This window comes from Streptomyces sp. cg40 (assembly GCF_050320165.1).
Taxonomy (GTDB): domain Bacteria; phylum Actinomycetota; class Actinomycetes; order Streptomycetales; family Streptomycetaceae; genus Streptomyces; species Streptomyces hokutonensis.
Genome location: NZ_CP190128.1, coordinates 6,410,549 through 6,426,219, shown reverse-complemented (window position 1 = coordinate 6,426,219; position 15,671 = coordinate 6,410,549). Strand labels below are relative to the sequence as shown.

Sequence of the window (15,671 nt, the reverse complement as noted above, 5' to 3'; positions counted from 1 at the left end):
AGAAGTGCGTCATGCTGCACCTGCGCCTGATCACCCCCGCCGACCGGACCGACGACGTCGTCCGGCTGATCGAGACGACCGTCGGCACCACGCATCTGGTCGTGTTGGCGGGCGCCGCCCGCAACCCGGCCGGCGATGTCGTGATGTGCGACGTCGCCCGCGAGGCCGGCGACGAACTCATCGACGGGCTAAGGGGGTTGGGGCTCGACCGGACCGGTTCCATCGCCGTCGAGAACATCGACCTGTCGCTGTCGAAGCGGGCCGACAAGGCGGAGGACGAGGCGCCCGGCGAGGGCGCGGACGCGGTGCTGTGGGAACACCTGGCGGACGCGGTGCACGAGGAGTCGACGCTCACCGTCACCTACGTCGCGTTCCTGGCCGTCGCCACGATGCTCGCGGCCTGCGGTGTGATGCTGGACAACGCAATCCTGATCGTGGGCGCGATGGCCGTGGGACCGGAGTTCGGGCCGCTCGCGGGGATCTCGACGGCGCTGGTGCGGAAGGCGCCGCACCTGGTGTGGCGGTCGCTGTGGGCGCTGCTCGCCGGGTTCGCGGCGGCCATGGTGCTGACGGTGGGCTTCAGCTGGCTGCTGGACGCGTTCGGGCTGTTCGAGAAGTCGATGGTGGAGGCGGCCCGGCCCAACACGGCCTTCATCTGGAAGCCCGACTGGATGTCCTTCGTCGTGGCGTTCCTGGCCGGCATCGCGGGCACGCTGTCGCTGACGTCCGCGAAGTCCGGTGCGCTGATCGGGGTGGCGATCTCGGTGACGACCGTCCCGGCCGCCGCGAACGCCGCCGTCGCCTTCAGCTACCGGGACTACTCCCAGACGTGGGGCTCCACCTGGCAGTTGCTCGCCAACCTCGGCGGGATCGTGGTGGCGGGCACGCTCACACTGCTGGCCCAGAAGTCGTTCTGGACCTGGCAGCGTGAGCGCGCCGCCGCTCGACTCCCTTAGCCGAGCGCCGACTTCACCGCGTCCGCCAACCGCCCGGCCACAGAGCGCGCCTGGTCGATGTCGGCGGCCTCGACCATCACCCGCACCAACGGCTCGGTACCCGAAGGCCGCAGCAACACCCGCCCCGTGGACCCGAGTTCACGCTCCGCCTCGGCGACCGCGGCAGCGAGATCCGCGGACGTGCCCACCCGCGTGCGGTCCACGTCCGGCACATTGATGAGCACCTGCGGCAGCCGCACCATCACGGACGCGAGGTCCTTGAGCGTACGGCCGGTGTCGGCGACGCGGGCCGCGAGCATCAGGCCGGTCAGCGTGCCGTCGCCGGTGGTGGCGTGGTCGAGGATGATGACGTGCCCGGACTGCTCGCCGCCGAGCGCGTAGCCGTGCTCCTTCATCTCCTCCAGGACGTAGCGGTCGCCGACCGCGGTCTGGACGAGCGTCAACCCCTCGCGTTCCATGGCCAGTTTGAAGCCGAGGTTCGACATGACGGTCGCGACGACGGTGTCGGAGCGCAGTGCGGAACGCTCCCGCATCGCCAGCGCGAGTACGGCCATGATCTGGTCCCCGTCGACCTCTTCGCCGGTGTGGTCCACGGCCAGGCAGCGGTCGGCGTCGCCGTCGTGCGCGATGCCGAAGTCCGCGCCGTGCTCGACGACGGCGGCCTTGAGCAGCCCGAGGTGGGTGGAGCCGCAGCCGTCGTTGATGTTGAGGCCGTCGGGGTCGGTGCCGATGGTGATGATCTCGGCGCCGGCCCGGGAGAAGGCCTCCGGGGAGACGCGGGCGGCGGCGCCGTGCGCCTCGTCGAGGACGATCTTCAGGCCGTCGAGGCGGTTCGGGAGCACGCCGATGAGGTGGGCGACGTACTGGTCGAAGCCTTCGTTGTAGTGCCGGACCCGGCCGACGCCGGAGCCGGTCGGGCGGTCCCAGGGGGCGCCGGTGCGGTGCTCCTCGTAGACCTTCTCGATCCGGTCCTCCAGCTCGTCGTCGAGCTTGTGCCCGCCGCGCGCGAGGAACTTCAGGCCGTTGTCGGGCATGGCGTTGTGGCTCGCGGAGAGCACCACACCGAGGTCGGCGCCCAGCACACCGGTGAGATACGCCACCGCGGGGGTGGGCAGCACACCGACGAGCAGTACGTCCACTCCCGAGCTGGCGAGGCCGGCGACCACGGCGGCCTCCAGGAACTCCCCGGACGCGCGCGGGTCCCGCCCGACCACGGCCGTTGCCCGGTGGCCGGCGAACGTGCCCGCCTCGGCGAGTACATGTGCCGCCGCGACGGAGAGGCCGAGGGCCAGCTCGGCCGTCAGATCCGCGTTGGCGACACCGCGCACGCCGTCCGTGCCGAAGAGTCGTCCCACTTGTCCTCCTGAGGAAGGCGAAAATCCTGCAAGGCGAATGTCCTGCGTTCCAGGCATAGGATGCCTGTTCATCCGATCACACAAGCCTTTGAGCGTCTTGTGCCGTTATACGCCCCGCGCTGTGATAAACGAACGCCCCGGCGGCACGACTGGCGTGCCGCCGGGGCGTTCGGAGTACAGACTGCAGAGCAGGCGCGATTTAGCGCTTGCTGTACTGCGGAGCCTTGCGGGCCTTCTTGAGACCGGCCTTCTTGCGCTCGACCGCACGGTCGTCGCGACGGAGGTAACCGGCCTTCTTCAGGGCGCCGCGGTTGTTGTCCACGTCGGCCTCGTTCAGCGCGCGGGCCACGCCGAGGCGCAGGGCGCCGGCCTGACCGGAGACGCCGCCGCCCGAGATGCGGGCGATGACGTCGTAGCGGCCGTCGAGCTCGAGCACCTTGAAGGGCTCGTTGACTTCCTGCTGGTGGACCTTGTTCGGGAAGTAGTCCTCGAGCGTGCGCCCGTTGACCTTCCACTTGCCGGTGCCGGGCACGATGCGGACGCGCGCGATGGCGTTCTTGCGGCGGCCCAGGCCGGCGGCGGGCTGCGGGTCGCCGAAGCGGCCGGCGAGCGACTCGGAGGTGTACTCGCCCTCGACGGGCACCTCGGACTCGGTGGTGTAGCTCTCGATGTCGACGAGCTCGGTCTCGGTGTCTTCGACCGGCTGCTCAACGGTGGTCTCGGCCACGGTTCTCCTCAGATTCTTTTCTGTTTAGGGGTGTGGCCGGAACTACTGCGCGACCTGGGTGATCTCGAACGGCACCGGCTGCTGGGCAGCGTGCGGGTGCTGGTCGCCCGAGTAGACCTTCAGCTTGCTGATCATCTGACGGCCCAGGGTGTTCTTGGGGATCATGCCCTTGATGGCCTTCTCGACGGCCTTCTCGGGGTTCTTCGCCAGCAGCTCGTCGTAGCGGACGGAGCGCAGACCACCCGGGTAGCCGGAGTGGCGGTACGCCAGCTTCTGGGTCTTCTTGTTGCCGGACAGGTGAACCTTGTCGGCGTTGATGATGATGACGAAGTCGCCCATGTCCATGTGCGGGGCATAGGTCGGCTTGTGCTTGCCGCGGAGGAGGTTCGCGGCAGTGGTAGCCAGACGGCCGAGGACGATGTCCTGGGCGTCGATGACGTGCCACTGGCGAGTCACATCGCCGGGCTTGGGGCTGTACGTACGCACTTCGCAGCCTTCTTCTTCAGTGGATGGGTGCTGAAATTGGCATCACTGAAGCGATCGTGCAGCTGGGGACGACAGTGCCGGGTCCAGCGCCCGTATGCCGCCCACTGGTAACTGCTCCAGGGAACCTACGCAAGGGCCTCTCGCCTGAGAACGACCAGGCCGATACGCATAACAAACCGTAAGAGTACCCGCGCCTGCCCGGACGGGTCAAAACGCGGCGGGACCGACCGGAGCGCGCACGGAAAGCGACGGCGAAAACACTCAACGCGACATCTCAACGTCAGTTCCCACAGGCCTCGTTGAGGCGCACCGGTACCCCCGTCCCCCCGTCTAGGATGCGACCCATGAGCTTCGGGCAGGGGGGACCCCAGTCCCAGTGGGATCCCTGGAAACCGCAATCGCAGCAGCCGTGGGGCGGCAACGTCGACGACGAGACCCCGGACTGGGCCGCGCTCGCCGACCGGGCGGAGACGCGCAACCGGCGCAAGAGAGTGCTGCTCATAGTCGGCGGCGCGCTGGCGACGATAGGCGTCGGGACGGCCGTCGCCATGGCCGTCATCTCGGCGAACGGCGACGACACCGCCTCCGGGAAGCCGACGAACCTGCCCGCGAGCGGGTCCCTGCCGAGCGCCGGCGCCACCTCGCCGTCCTTCGCGCCGACCAGCGCTCCGCCGCCGCTGGACCCGAAGGAGTTCATCTCCAGCAAGGCCAAGGACACCGCGCCGCTCAGCGCTGAACTCCTGTTCCCCGGCACGCAGTTGACCATGGGCTCGACCGTGTACAAGAAGGGCCCGACGGCCGACACCACCAACTGCGCCTCGGCCGCCCAGTCGACTCTCCCCAAGGTCCTGACGGCCAACGGCTGCACCCGGCTGATGCGCGTCACCTACACCAAGGACGACGTCGCGGTGACGGTCGGCGTGGCCGTCTTCGACTCCGAGGCCCAGGCGACGAAGGTCAAGACCCAGGCGGACAAGAAGGCCATCATCCGCTCGCTGTCCGGCAAGGGCGTCAAGTCGTTCTGCGACGGCGCGGTGTGCCGTACGACCACCAACTCCTACGGCCGCTACGCCTACTTCACGATCTCCGGCTTCACAAGCGGCACGGACGTGACGACGAAGGACACCAAGGTCTTCACCATCGGCGACGACCTGGCCGAGTTCGCGTTCCGCCAGATCGGCAGGCGGGGCGAGGCACAGGCCTCGGCGGCAGCGGCGGCCGGATAGCCGGCCGGCCCCGTCCTGCCGGCGGGGAGCGAACGCGCTGAAGAAGAGGAAGAGGCCCAGCTCTCTTCGTCTGCCGGTCCGGATCAGCCCCGTCTGTGGCGCAGCCGCAGCCGCAGCGGCACCACGGCCGACTCCAGTTGAGTGGCGAAGTTCATCTTGGACACGCCTTCGGTGCGCTCCTCGAACCGGATCGGGATCTCGACCGCGCTGTGTCCGGCCCGTACGGCCTTGAACTTCAGCTCGACCTGGAAGCTGTAGCCGGCGCTGTCCAGGGTCGCGAGGTCCACGTCACGCAGGGTCTGTGCCGACCACAGGTTGAACCCAGCGGTGATGTCCCGGATCTCGGTGCCGAGCACGGTCCGGGCGTAGCGGTTGGCGAACCGGGACAGCAGGACGCGGTGCCTGCCCCAGTCCTCGTCCAGCGAGCCGCCCTCGACGTACCGGCTGCCGACGACCAGGCCGACCCCCGAGGCCACGGCCGTGCCGAGCATCCGCGGGACCGCCTCGACGGGATGGCTTCCGTCGGCGTCCATCTGGACGACGTAGGCGGCGCCCTCCGCGAGCGCGGCGCTCATGCCCGCGACGTAGGCGCGCCCGAGGCCGTCCTTCTCGGTGCGGTGCAGCACGCTCATCCGGCGCACGCCGTCGGCGTTGTACTTCTCCGCCAGCTCCTCGGCGATCCGCCCGGTGCCGTCGGGACTCGAATCGTCGACGATCTTCAGATGCAGCCCGTCGATCGGCAGCCCGAGGACCAGCTCGGCCATCCGGGGCAGGTTCGCCGCCTCGTCGTACGTCGGCATCACGATGGTGACCGGTACGCCGGGGTGTCTCTCCTGGTCCGTCATGTCTTTCCGTTCCCTCCCCTGGAGGCCCCGAAGGGAGCTCTCCCCAACCGGCGCGGGTCTGCCCGGCGCGCGGACGCGGTCATGAGGTCTTGATCCAGATGCGGTACTCGCTCGTGCCGTTCGCGTTGCGGAACGGGATCTCGGCGAGCAGCCGGTAGTGGGCGTTGCCCCTGACGGCCGCGGCGACGATGTCGTCCACCCTCGGGTTGGTGAGCCCGTCGAGCACGATCAGGTCGAAGTCACCGTCCTTGACGGCTTCCTTGTAGGCCTGGTCGCCGCCGTAGTACTTGCCCTTCTTGTCCTTGTACTCCATGCCGAAGAGGCTGTGCCACTGGCGGTGCGAGGACTTCTCCCGCAGGTAGTAGACGGGCACCTCGGGCGTGGAGGCGAGGTAGGTGCCCCTGGAGTCCACATGGGACTGGATGGTGGCGATCATCTTCGAGGAGTTGGGCCAGACGTCGAAGCGCCAGTCCGCCTGCTGGATGCCCAGGCACAGCACGGCCGTCCAGAGCATGATGCCGAGCTGGGGATAGCGGAAGTGCGCTCCCACCAGCCGGTTGACGCCCACACCGGCCATCGGCGCGGCGAAGAGCAGACCGAAACCGACGTGCTTGAACAGCGAGACCACGGTGCCCAGGTGGATCTGGTACGCCGGTGCCAGCAGTGCCGTACCGCACAGGACGAGGCCGAGCAGGGCCCGCCAGCGCCAGCCGGGACCGCTGAGCCGCAGGGCCTGCGGGGACTCGTTCAGGCGGCTGCGCCGGACGTAGGAGACGGCCCCGCCGACGGCGGCCAGGAACATCAGCCCGCCCCATCGGGCGGACTGCTCCAGCAGGAACTCGGTGGTGTCGGTGCCGTGCGCACGGTCGGTGGTGGTCTGCCGTACCCCGTCCATCAGGTTGGTGGTGTGCATGCCCAGCACCACCAGACCCCCGATGCCGGCGCCGAGCAGCACCATCCGCAGGAACGCCTTGCCGCGCTTGTGCGGCCACGCGGTGAGCAGCGCGAGCACGACGATGGTCGGCAGGTAGAGCGCGGACGCGTACTTCACGCCCACCGCCAGGACGCCGACTGGCGCGGCCAGCAGCACCGTGATCACGGGTGCCCGGTCGGTGCGCACCACGATCCAGGTGGTCAGTGCCAGCAGGAACACCGCGCACGCGTCGTAGGTCGCGAAGTAGCCCATGACCGCGGTCGACTGGATCACCGCGTAGAGCGCGGCGGCGGCCAGCGCGGCCCGCTCGCTGAACAGCCGCCGGGTGAAGGAGTACAGCAGCCCGGTGGTGCACAGCATGAAGAACAGGCTCAGCGTGCGCGCCCCGGCCAGTCCGAACTTCGAGTCCACGACCGCGGCGAGCACCGGGTAGAGCTGCGGCGAGCCGGAGAAGTAGGCGGCGTAGTCGCGGGGCAGCGGGGTGCCGTGCAGCAGGTTGGCGAGCTCGGAGTGACCGGCGGCCAGGTACAGCGCCTCGTCCTGGAACGCGGTGTTGGACAGCCGCAGCGACAGCGCCGCCTGGACGGCCAGGATGCACAGCAGCACGGCCCGGCTGACCCAGGCCCGCCGCCGGCTCGCCTCCATCTCCCAGCCGGCCTCCGGCGGCTCAGGGATGCGGTAGGCGGGCTCGTCGTCCGGCACCCGCTGGTACCGGACCGTGCGCAGGGCGTACGTCGGCCGGTCGTCGTGGTCGCTGCGCGGCTGCTCCGGGATCGCGGCGGAGTACGGCTGCTGCGGCTGCTGGTACTGCGGCTGCGCCGGGGGCACGCCGTTGGAGTTGAACCAGCCGCCGTCGTCCTCGTCGTAGGGATCGTAGGGCTGGGGTGTGTAGTGATCGTTTCGCGAGGTCATCACGGCTTCCGTACGTCGAAGCCGAAACGGTCGTCCGCGGCCAGCCGCCTGAACTCCTTGAGAGCCAGCGGACTCGCCTCCAACCGCCAGTCGGCACGCTTCTTTTGGTTGAACCAGATGAAGCCGAGGATGTTGTCGTCGGCCTCCACTCCCGCGAACAGGTTGCGGATGTCGGCCCGTCGCCGCTCACCCGCCATCGCCGCGGTCTCGATCAGCACCACGGGCTTCTTCGTGAAGGCCCGGATCTCGTCGACGGTCGGGCCGAAGACGCTGCTGAAGGCGTTGTCCTGGCCGATCGTCCAGTAGCCGACGAGGCCGACCCAGTCGACGTAGGCGTCGCCCGGGTAGTACGGCTCGAGCCGCACGCTCTTGACCGGGTTGACGATGTTGGGCGACCAGGCCCAGATCACGTTCGAGGCGCCGGCGTCCACGAACGTGTCGTGGATGTGCCGCCAGGCGGCCACGAACTGCTTCGGGGTCACGTACTTCGTGCCCCACTTCTCCCAGTAGCCGTTGAACTCGTCGGCGAAGTCGATCACGACGGGCAGGTTCAGCGTGCGGACCGCCTTCGCGTACTTCTCGATGTACGGGTCCGACCTGCCGGCCGCGATGTCGGCGAGGCTGGTGTCGAAGGGCTCCCAGGACATCAGTGTCAGGGCGCCCTCCTTCCAGGCCCGGCGCACACCGCTGGCGTCGAAGCCGTCGCCCCAGGCCGCGTAGTACTCCAGGAGGTTCGGCTGCTTGCCGGTCATCCGCGTGTACGCGTCGACGGGCGCCATGGACTTCGGCACGCCGTCGAGGGCGGCTCCGTAGTACTTCTTCTCCGGCTTCAGCAGCGGGGTGACGTCGTAGGGGACGTCGGCGTCCGGGCTCGGCGGGGAACCGGCCCCGGCGCCCTTGGTCCGCGAGGAGCCGTCCGGGCCGCCGAGCACCGAGCAGCCGCTGAGGACGAGCACCGTGAGCAGGACGGCGGTCAGGGCGGCACGGGCGCGGGCGCGGAGCCGCATCAGGCGACCGTCTTCTCACGCGGCTGCACCAGGACACGGCCCACGACCAGGGCGTAGAAGAGTCCGGAGGACAGGATCAGCGCGAAGTTCGGGGCGTCCATCGTGAACGACCGGTAGACGGCGGTGACCACCCAGATCAGGGCGGTGCCGCCGCTCCAGACCCACATGCCGATCCAGAAGCGGCGCGTCTTGTTCTTCTTGGCACCGGAGGAGCCGGTGGGCTGCCAGCCCATGCGGTTCTTGCGCAGGATGTCCCAGATGGCGAAGACGTGCGCCCAGCCGTACATCAGGCGGGCGGCCCAGGCCTCCAGGCGGTAGGGCGCCTTGTGCCACATCGGGAAGACGATCGTCGTGTAGACGATGCTGGGCACCACCATGAGCAGGTTCTCGACCCGGAGCTTCTCCGGCATCGTCACCAGCAGCACGATGGGGATGACCGGCGCCGCGAAGGTGAACAGCGCCGTGTGGATGTAGTAGAAGAACCCGGACATGTAGCACAGCCGGCTGGACAGCTTGATCTCGCGCTGCCAGAACTTCCTGCTGCCGAGCAGGCTCATCGAGCCGGAGCACCAGCGGTACTGCTGGTTGAAGAAGGCGCCGGCGGTGTCCGGGCACACCCCGGTGGAGACGGCGACGGGCACATACCGCAGATCCCAGCCCAGGCCCCGGAGGTCGAAGCCGGTGTGCACGTCCTCGGAGTGCTCGATCAGCGTGGTGCCGCCGTTGGTGTCCAGCGCGGCCCGCCGGTACACGGCGCAGCTGCCGACGCAGATCGCGCCGTCGCTGCCCTGCCGGGAGACCTGCACGGACCGGTAGAACAGCTCCTGTACGGCGCCCGCGCCGCGCTCGATCCAGTTCTGCGAGTCCAGCACGCGGAAGTACTGCGGGGACTGGACGATGCCGATGCCCGGGTCGGCCTCCAGGTACGGCAGCAGCTCTTCGAGCAGGTCGGCGCGGGGGGTGAAGTCGGCGTCCAGGATGAGGATGTACTGCCCGTCGGACTGCCCGAACCCGAAGTGCAGGTTGCCGGCCTTCTTGAACCAGCCGCGGTTCTCCCGGGTGCCGTAGCGGAACCCGAAGTCCCGGGCCATCGCCGCCAGCCGCGGGTCGGCGCCGTCGTCGAGGACGAACGGGACGCAGACGCCCGGGTAGTGGTCGGCCAGCTCCCGCACATGCAGCCAGGTGTTGTGCAGCACCTCGATGGGCTCGCCGCACACCGGCAGGAACACGTCGACCGTGGGGTACACCTCGGGCCGCCAGTGGTGGACCAGCCGCTTGTGGTGCGCGATGTCGAAGTCCCTGGTGAAACCGTTCACCCGGAGCGATATCAGGTAGTAGACGATCGTGAAGACCAGCAGCGGGGTGTAGATCCACAGCACGGGCGTGGCCCGGGCGAGCTCGAACTGGCTCACCACCAGGCAGCAGAAGCTGATCAGCGAGCTGATCGTCAGGATCCACAGGTTGCGGCGCGCGTAGGAGTACTTCTCGCGGTCCGTCGGCGGCAGCGGCAGCAGCCCCAGCGGGGGAACGTCGCCCCGCCCTGCCTTCCGCCGTCCGCCGCTCTGCCGTGCGGCGCGATGCCCCCCGGCCCGCACCGGGCCCACTGAACTCATGAAGAAAACCACCCGTGGCCTGATTCGGCCTGTCAACCCCCGCCTGTACCCGGCTCCCCTGTCGAACTTCTGGCCGAGCTGCGAAAGAATATACGGGAGGTTGTGAAAGCAGTAAGAGGCAAAAGGAGACTTACGCCCGTCATGCCCCTAAATGACGGACATCTTTATCGAAAAGCTGCGTAACCAACAGGTTTCACGTCTGGGATTTCGGGCAAGATCACTTAATTCCGTCTTTCCGCGTTCGGCGGGCCGGACAGCTCCCTAGGACGTGCCCGACGGCAGGGACCGTCGATTTCGCGCCTCCTTGCTCCGCGCGGCCAGCAACTCGTCCGCCGGGTAACCGACTTCCTCCAGCGTCAGCCCGTGCGGCCGTACGACATGCACGGCACTGTCCCGCACCCCCGCGTCCAGCACTTTCCGCGGCCAGTCGGCACCCCGGTGCCCGTCGCCGACGAACAGCAACGCGCCGACCATGGACCGCACCTGGTTGTGGCAGAAGGCATCGGCACGCACCTCGATCTCGACGACACCGTCATCCCGCCGCCGCACCCCGAAGTCGAGGATCTCCCGGATCGTCGTCGCGCCCTCGCGCTTCTTCGCATAGGCCGCGAAGTCGTGCTCCCCCACAAGGGACTTGGCGGCGGCGTCCATCGCGTCGACGTCCAACTCCCAGTCGTGCCACAGCACATGGTTCCGCAGCAGGGGATCCACTCCCCCTGGCCGGTCCCCCACCCGATACACATAACGCCGCCACAGCGCCGCGAACCGCGCGTTGAAGCCGGCGGGAGCCTCCGCGACCCCCCACACCCGCACGTCCTTCGGCAACCGCCCGGCAAGCCGCTTCAGCAGCTTCTCCCGGTGCTCGGCCCAGAGGGCGACCGGCAGATCGACATGCGCCACCTGCCCCCGCGCATGCACCCCGGCATCTGTCCGCCCGGCCACGGTCAGGTCGTACGTCACGTCCCCCGCCCGCGTCACGGTCCGCAACGCGTCCTCGACCTCCCCCTGCACGGTCCGCCGCCCCCCGGCCTGCTTGGCCCACCCGGAGAACGCGGTCCCGTCGTAGGAGAGATCGAGCCGCACCCGAACAAACCCGACCGCTACGTCATCACTCACACCGAGATCCTTTCACCTACACAAAAGCGGGCCCGCCCCTGGAAAGGAACGGACCCGCCACACGCCCTGCTTTTGCTTTTAGGGGCGCGGGGAACTGCGCGACCAGCCACGACGGCGGGTCAGCCAAAAACGGTGTTACGCGTCCTTGGCCTCTTCGTCGGCCTCAACCTCAGCCGGCTTCGCGTCCTCGACGACCTCAACCGGAGCCTCGACAACAGCCTCGGCATCCTTCGCGGCACGCTTGGTCGCGGCCTCGGCCTCACCCGTCGCAGCCTGTGCAACAGTCAGCGCCTCGACCAGCTCGATGACAGCCATGGGCGCGTTGTCGCCACGACGGTTACCGATCTTGGTGATACGGGTGTAGCCACCGGGACGGTTCTCGTAGCGCGGGCCGATCTCGGTGAAGAGCGTGTGGACGACGCTCTTGTCCGTGATCACCTGGAGCACCTGACGGCGGTTGTGAAGGTCGCCCTTCTTCGCCTTGGTGACCAGACGCTCGGCGTAGGGCCGCAGCTTGCGGGCCTTCGCCTCGGTGGTGGTGATACGGCCGTGCTCGAAGAGGCTCTTCGCGAGGTTCGCGATGAGCAGCTTCTCGTGCGCGGCGCTGCCGCCCAGACGGGCACCCTTGGTGGGCTTCGGCATTTCTTTCTCCTTGGTATCTGCCCCGGCCGTATGAGGTACCGGAGTCAGGACCCGGTGAGCGGATGCTCACCGGCAACAACCGATCAGTACTGCTCGGTCTCCACAAAACCCGCGTCCACGTCGTCGTCGGCGCCGAAGGCGTCGGCAGCGGCCGTCGGGTCGAATCCGGGCGGGCTGTCCTTGAGGGCCAGGCCCATGCCGGCCAGCTTCGCCTTGACCTCGTCGATGGACTTCGCGCCGAAGTTGCGGATGTCCAGGAGGTCGGCCTCGGAACGAGCCACGAGCTCACCCACGGAGTGGATGCCCTCGCGCTTGAGGCAGTTGTAGGAGCGGACGGTGAGTTCCAGCTCCTCGATCGGCAGGGCGAGGTCGGCGGCCAGGGCGGCGTCCGTGGGGGACGGGCCCATGTCGATGCCCTCGGCGTCGATGTTCAGCTCGCGGGCGAGACCGAACAGCTCCACCAGGGTCTTGCCGGCCGACGCCATCGCGTCACGCGGACGCATCGCCTGCTTCGTCTCGACGTCGACGATCAGCTTGTCGAAGTCGGTGCGCTGCTCGACACGCGTCGCCTCGACCTTGTACGTGACCTTCAGCACCGGCGAGTAGATCGAGTCGACCGGGATACGCCCGATCTCCTGACCCACCTGCTTGTTCTGCACGGCGGAGACATAGCCGCGGCCACGCTCGACCGTGAGCTCCATCTCCAGCTTGCCCTTGCCGTTCAGCGTGGCCAGGACGAGGTCGGGGTTGTGCACCTCGACACCGGCCGGGGGCGCGATGTCGGCGGCGGTGACCAGACCCGGACCCTGCTTGCGCAGGTACATCACGACCGGCTCGTCGTGCTCACTGCTCACGACCAGCTGCTTGATGTTGAGGATCAGGTCGGTGACGTCCTCCTTGACGCCCGGCACGGTGGTGAACTCGTGCAGAACGCCGTCGATCCGGATGCTGGTGACAGCGGCTCCGGGGATCGAGGAGAGGAGCGTACGACGGAGGGAGTTGCCGAGGGTGTAGCCGAAGCCGGGCTCCAGCGGCTCGATCACGAACCGGGAACGGAACTCGTCAACGACCTCTTCGGTCAGAGACGGACGCTGAGCGATCAGCATGTGATGAATCCTTCAGTCATGGACGCCCGCTATTTGACGTCCTGCTGTTCCTACAAGGGTACGGGCGATACAGCACCGAAGTGCCGTACCGCCCGAATCCTCAAGACAACCGTGCGTCAGACGCGGCGGCGCTTCGGCGGACGGCAGCCGTTGTGCGGGGTGGGGGTGACGTCCTGGATGGAGCCGACCTCAAGACCGGTGGCCTGGAGGGAGCGGATCGCGGTCTCGCGACCGGAGCCCGGGCCCTTCACGAAGACGTCGACCTTGCGCATGCCGTGCTCCTGCGCGCGACGGGCGGCCGACTCGGCGGCCATCTGCGCGGCGAAGGGGGTGGACTTGCGCGAGCCCTTGAAGCCGACGTGGCCGGCGGAGGCCCAGGAGATCACGTTGCCCGAGGGGTCCGTGATCGAGACGATCGTGTTGTTGAACGTGCTCTTGATGTGCGCGTGGCCGTGAGCGACGTTCTTCTTTTCCTTGCGGCGCACCTTCTTGGCAGCGCCCTGACGACCCTTGGGGGGCATCTATTACTCCTACGGGGAGGTGGTCGGTCCTACAGCGAAGACCGCTGGTGAAGCGTTGTCCGCTGTGGACTACTTCTTGCCCGGCTTCTTCTTGCCGGCGATGGCGCGACGCGGACCCTTGCGGGTACGGGCGTTCGTGCTGGTGCGCTGACCGCGAACGGGCAGACCACGACGGTGACGGAGACCCTGGTAGCAGCCGATCTCCACCTTGCGGCGGATGTCGGCCTGGATCTCGCGACGGAGGTCACCCTCGGTCTTGATGTTGGCGTCGACGTACTCACGAATCGCGACGAGCTGCTCTTCCGAGAGGTCGCGAACGCGGGTGTTGGGGTCGATGCCGGTCTCGGCCAGCGTCAGCTGGGAAAGGGTCCGACCAATGCCGAACACGTAGGTGAGGGCGACCTCCACGCGCTTTTCGCGCGGGATGTCGACACCGGAAACGCGTGCCATTCAATGGCTCCAGTTGATCTTCGGAGGTCTTCCGCAGAACCGGATCCCAGCCGCCGGCCTCTTCCTTCGAAGATTTGGTACGGCGTGGGTCCCCAGCCTCCGAGCCGGGGGTGTCGGGCGCCTACTACGCCCGGGTCCTGCGTATGAACATGTACTGCTCGCGTCGCGCGAATCTCTGCGATGAGATGCAGAGGGAAGGTCGTGCGTCAGCCCTGGCGCTGCTTGTGGCGCGGGTTCTCGCAGATGACCATGACCCGACCGTGACGGCGGATCACCCTGCACTTGTCGCAGATCTTCTTGACGCTCGGCTTGACCTTCATTGGTGAGGTTCTCCGGGTCAGTTGCCTGCGGCGCCGCTTGCGCGGAACCTGGGCAAGATCTACTTGTAGCGGTAGACGATCCGGCCACGCGTGAGGTCGTACGGAGACAGCTCCACCACGACCCGGTCGTCAGGGAGGATACGGATGTAGTGCATACGCATCTTGCCGCTGATGTGTGCCAGGACCTGGTGGCCGTTCTGGAGCTCGACCTTGAACATGGCGTTCGGAAGAGACTCGACGACAGTGCCCTCGATCTCGATGGCACCTTGCTTCTTGGCCACGCTTCGCCCTTCGAATCGACTACCTTGATCGACTCGCGCGCGTTCCCCTTGCGGGGTGCATGCGGACATGCGGGTGCACGAGAGCCGACGAGTCAGTCTACGTCAGGGCCCTCGGAAAGACGAATCGATGGAGGATGCCCCGGCTCGAAGATCACTAAGCACGAGGAGAGTGTTTTTAGGGGCGCGGGGCTGCGACATTTGCGGCTCCGCCGCGCGGGCGCGACCAGCCCCCACCGGCCCGCAGCCAACGAACTACGCCACGGGATCCGGCGCAGCCGCGATCCCGAACTCAGCCAGCTTCGCCTTGCCCCCGTCGGGAGACGTAAGCACCAACGGCCCCTCCTCGGTCAAGGCAACCGAGTGCTCCCAGTGGGAAGACCACGTCCCGTCCGTCGTAATGACCGTCCAGTCGTCCGAGAGAACCTCGGTCTTCGGCGTACCGAGCGACACCATCGGCTCGATCGCCAGGCAGAACCCGGGGATCAGCTTCGGCCCCTTGCCGCGCCGCTTCTCCACGTAGTTCAGCAGATGCGGATCCATGTGCATCTCGGTGCCGATGCCGTGACCGCCGTAGTCCTCGACGATCCCGTACTTGCCGCCGCCCGGCTTCGGCTGGCGGCGGATGTACGTCTCGATGGCGCGGGAGATGTCGACGAGCCGGTTGCCGAGCTTCATCGCGGCGATGCCCGCCCACATCGACTCCTCGGTCACCCGGGAGAGCTCGATCAGTTCGGGGGCGTGGCCGGAGCCGACAAACGCGGTGTACGCGGCGTCGCCGTGCCAGCCGTCGATGATCGCGCCGCAGTCGATGGAGATGATGTCCCCGTCCTTGAGGACCACCTCGTCGGAGGGGATGCCGTGGACGACGACCTCGTTGACCGAGGTGCAGATGGTGGCCGGGAAGCCGCCGTAGCCGAGGAAGTTGGGCTTCGCGTTGTGGTCGGCGAGGACCTTGCGGGCGACCTCGTCCAGATCCTTCGTGCTCGCGCCGGGTACGGCCGCTTCACGCGTGGCCGCGTGGATCGCGGCGACGACCAGCCCCGCCTCGCGCATCTTGGCGATCTGCTCGGGGGTCTTGATCTGCACCATGGGGGCCTGCGCTCTCCGTCTTCCGCGTCACATGGGATATGGCTGTACACAACAGTACGGCCGCGACGCCCGTGAGGGCACCGCG

Annotated in this window: 17 protein-coding genes; 2 read left to right on the top strand and 15 right to left on the bottom strand. The window is 68.0% G+C overall.

What is annotated here, in order from left to right; all coding sequences use genetic code 11:
* Positions 1-11: 11 nt before the first annotated feature.
* Complete coding sequence (locus ACQHII_RS28940; RefSeq protein WP_427922024.1) at positions 12-956, top strand: DUF389 domain-containing protein; 945 nt, start codon at positions 12-14, stop codon at positions 954-956.
* Here ACQHII_RS28940 and glmM read toward each other — a convergent pair.
* From glmM to rplM, 3 genes are all read right to left on the bottom strand, one after another.
* Positions 953-2,311, bottom strand: a complete 1,359-nt coding sequence (gene glmM / locus ACQHII_RS28935) for a phosphoglucosamine mutase (RefSeq protein ID WP_019072262.1) — start codon at positions 2,309-2,311, stop codon at positions 953-955. The two genes, ACQHII_RS28940 and glmM, sit on opposite strands and share 4 nt — an antisense overlap.
* Before the next feature lie 199 nt (positions 2,312-2,510).
* Positions 2,511-3,038 (bottom strand): 30S ribosomal protein S9, encoded by a 528-nt coding sequence (rpsI, locus tag ACQHII_RS28930; protein WP_093627302.1) that lies wholly within the window; start codon positions 3,036-3,038, stop codon positions 2,511-2,513.
* Between the two features lie 42 nt (positions 3,039-3,080).
* A complete protein-coding gene (gene rplM, locus ACQHII_RS28925; protein ID WP_013001400.1) occupies positions 3,081-3,524 on the bottom strand; it encodes a 50S ribosomal protein L13 in 444 nt (147 codons plus the stop codon).
* 344 nt (positions 3,525-3,868) lie between these two features.
* Between rplM and ACQHII_RS28920 the strand changes: the two genes are divergently transcribed.
* On the top strand, positions 3,869-4,750 hold the full coding sequence (locus ACQHII_RS28920; RefSeq protein ID WP_427922023.1) for a hypothetical protein: 882 nt from the start codon (positions 3,869-3,871) through the stop codon (positions 4,748-4,750).
* Between the two features lie 83 nt (positions 4,751-4,833).
* Here the strand turns inward: ACQHII_RS28920 and ACQHII_RS28915 are convergent, their stop codons facing one another.
* From ACQHII_RS28915 to map, 12 genes are all read right to left on the bottom strand, one after another.
* Positions 4,834-5,595, bottom strand: coding sequence for a polyprenol monophosphomannose synthase (locus ACQHII_RS28915; RefSeq protein ID WP_427922022.1), 762 nt, complete (start codon positions 5,593-5,595; stop codon positions 4,834-4,836).
* Positions 5,596-5,674: 79 nt separating this feature from the next.
* Complete coding sequence (locus ACQHII_RS28910) at positions 5,675-7,441, bottom strand: ArnT family glycosyltransferase (protein WP_427922021.1); 1,767 nt, start codon at positions 7,439-7,441, stop codon at positions 5,675-5,677.
* Entirely contained in the window at positions 7,441-8,448 is a 1,008-nt protein-coding gene (locus tag ACQHII_RS28905) for a glycoside hydrolase family 26 protein (RefSeq protein ID WP_427922020.1), read from the bottom strand. Before ACQHII_RS28905 ends, ACQHII_RS28910 begins: the two co-directional genes overlap by 1 nt.
* Positions 8,448-9,863 carry a glycosyltransferase family 2 protein gene (locus ACQHII_RS28900; RefSeq protein WP_427925428.1) on the bottom strand — a complete coding sequence of 472 codons (1,416 nt, stop codon included), beginning with the start codon at positions 9,861-9,863 and terminating at the stop codon, positions 8,448-8,450. Before ACQHII_RS28900 ends, ACQHII_RS28905 begins: the two co-directional genes overlap by 1 nt.
* A 459-nt stretch (positions 9,864-10,322) precedes the next feature.
* Complete coding sequence (gene truA / locus ACQHII_RS28895; protein WP_427922019.1) at positions 10,323-11,177, bottom strand: tRNA pseudouridine(38-40) synthase TruA; 855 nt, start codon at positions 11,175-11,177, stop codon at positions 10,323-10,325.
* A 135-nt stretch (positions 11,178-11,312) separates the two neighbouring features.
* Positions 11,313-11,819, bottom strand: coding sequence for a 50S ribosomal protein L17 (gene rplQ, locus ACQHII_RS28890; protein WP_427922018.1), 507 nt, complete (start codon positions 11,817-11,819; stop codon positions 11,313-11,315).
* An 83-nt stretch (positions 11,820-11,902) separates the two neighbouring features.
* Complete coding sequence (locus ACQHII_RS28885) at positions 11,903-12,925, bottom strand: DNA-directed RNA polymerase subunit alpha (RefSeq protein WP_019055532.1); 1,023 nt, start codon at positions 12,923-12,925, stop codon at positions 11,903-11,905.
* A 116-nt stretch (positions 12,926-13,041) separates the two neighbouring features.
* Entirely contained in the window at positions 13,042-13,446 is a 405-nt protein-coding gene (rpsK, locus tag ACQHII_RS28880) for a 30S ribosomal protein S11 (protein ID WP_003956432.1), read from the bottom strand.
* Between the two features lie 69 nt (positions 13,447-13,515).
* Positions 13,516-13,896, bottom strand: a complete 381-nt coding sequence (gene rpsM, locus ACQHII_RS28875; protein WP_019055531.1) for a 30S ribosomal protein S13 — start codon at positions 13,894-13,896, stop codon at positions 13,516-13,518.
* 206 nt (positions 13,897-14,102) lie between these two features.
* Positions 14,103-14,216: a 50S ribosomal protein L36 gene (rpmJ, locus tag ACQHII_RS28870; RefSeq protein WP_003998809.1), complete on the bottom strand. Its 114-nt coding sequence runs from the start codon at positions 14,214-14,216 to the stop codon at positions 14,103-14,105.
* A gap of 59 nt (positions 14,217-14,275) precedes the next feature.
* Entirely contained in the window at positions 14,276-14,497 is a 222-nt protein-coding gene (gene infA, locus ACQHII_RS28865) for a translation initiation factor IF-1 (protein WP_003948620.1), read from the bottom strand.
* A gap of 252 nt (positions 14,498-14,749) precedes the next feature.
* Positions 14,750-15,586 (bottom strand): type I methionyl aminopeptidase, encoded by an 837-nt coding sequence (map, locus tag ACQHII_RS28860; RefSeq protein WP_427922017.1) that lies wholly within the window; start codon positions 15,584-15,586, stop codon positions 14,750-14,752.
* Positions 15,587-15,671: the final 85 nt, after the last annotated feature.

What these genes read in the sequence shown, in the direction of transcription:
- rpmJ (WP_003998809.1), bottom strand. Translation starts at nt 14,216, where the DNA reads ATGAAGGTCAAGCCGAGCGTCAAGAAGATCTGCGACAAGTGCAGGGTG.
- ACQHII_RS28915 (WP_427922022.1), bottom strand. Translation starts at nt 5,595, where the DNA reads ATGACGGACCAGGAGAGACACCCCGGCGTACCGGTCACCATCGTGATG.
- ACQHII_RS28940 (WP_427922024.1), top strand. Translation starts at nt 12, where the DNA reads ATGCTGCACCTGCGCCTGATCACCCCCGCCGACCGGACCGACGACGTC.
- rpsM (WP_019055531.1), bottom strand. Translation starts at nt 13,896, where the DNA reads ATGGCACGCGTTTCCGGTGTCGACATCCCGCGCGAAAAGCGCGTGGAG.
- rpsK (WP_003956432.1), bottom strand. Translation starts at nt 13,446, where the DNA reads ATGCCCCCCAAGGGTCGTCAGGGCGCTGCCAAGAAGGTGCGCCGCAAG.
- ACQHII_RS28905 (WP_427922020.1), bottom strand. Translation starts at nt 8,448, where the DNA reads ATGCGGCTCCGCGCCCGCGCCCGTGCCGCCCTGACCGCCGTCCTGCTC.
- ACQHII_RS28885 (WP_019055532.1), bottom strand. Translation starts at nt 12,925, where the DNA reads ATGCTGATCGCTCAGCGTCCGTCTCTGACCGAAGAGGTCGTTGACGAG.
- rplQ (WP_427922018.1), bottom strand. Translation starts at nt 11,819, where the DNA reads ATGCCGAAGCCCACCAAGGGTGCCCGTCTGGGCGGCAGCGCCGCGCAC.
- ACQHII_RS28920 (WP_427922023.1), top strand. Translation starts at nt 3,869, where the DNA reads ATGAGCTTCGGGCAGGGGGGACCCCAGTCCCAGTGGGATCCCTGGAAA.
- ACQHII_RS28910 (WP_427922021.1), bottom strand. Translation starts at nt 7,441, where the DNA reads ATGACCTCGCGAAACGATCACTACACACCCCAGCCCTACGATCCCTAC.
- map (WP_427922017.1), bottom strand. Translation starts at nt 15,586, where the DNA reads ATGGTGCAGATCAAGACCCCCGAGCAGATCGCCAAGATGCGCGAGGCG.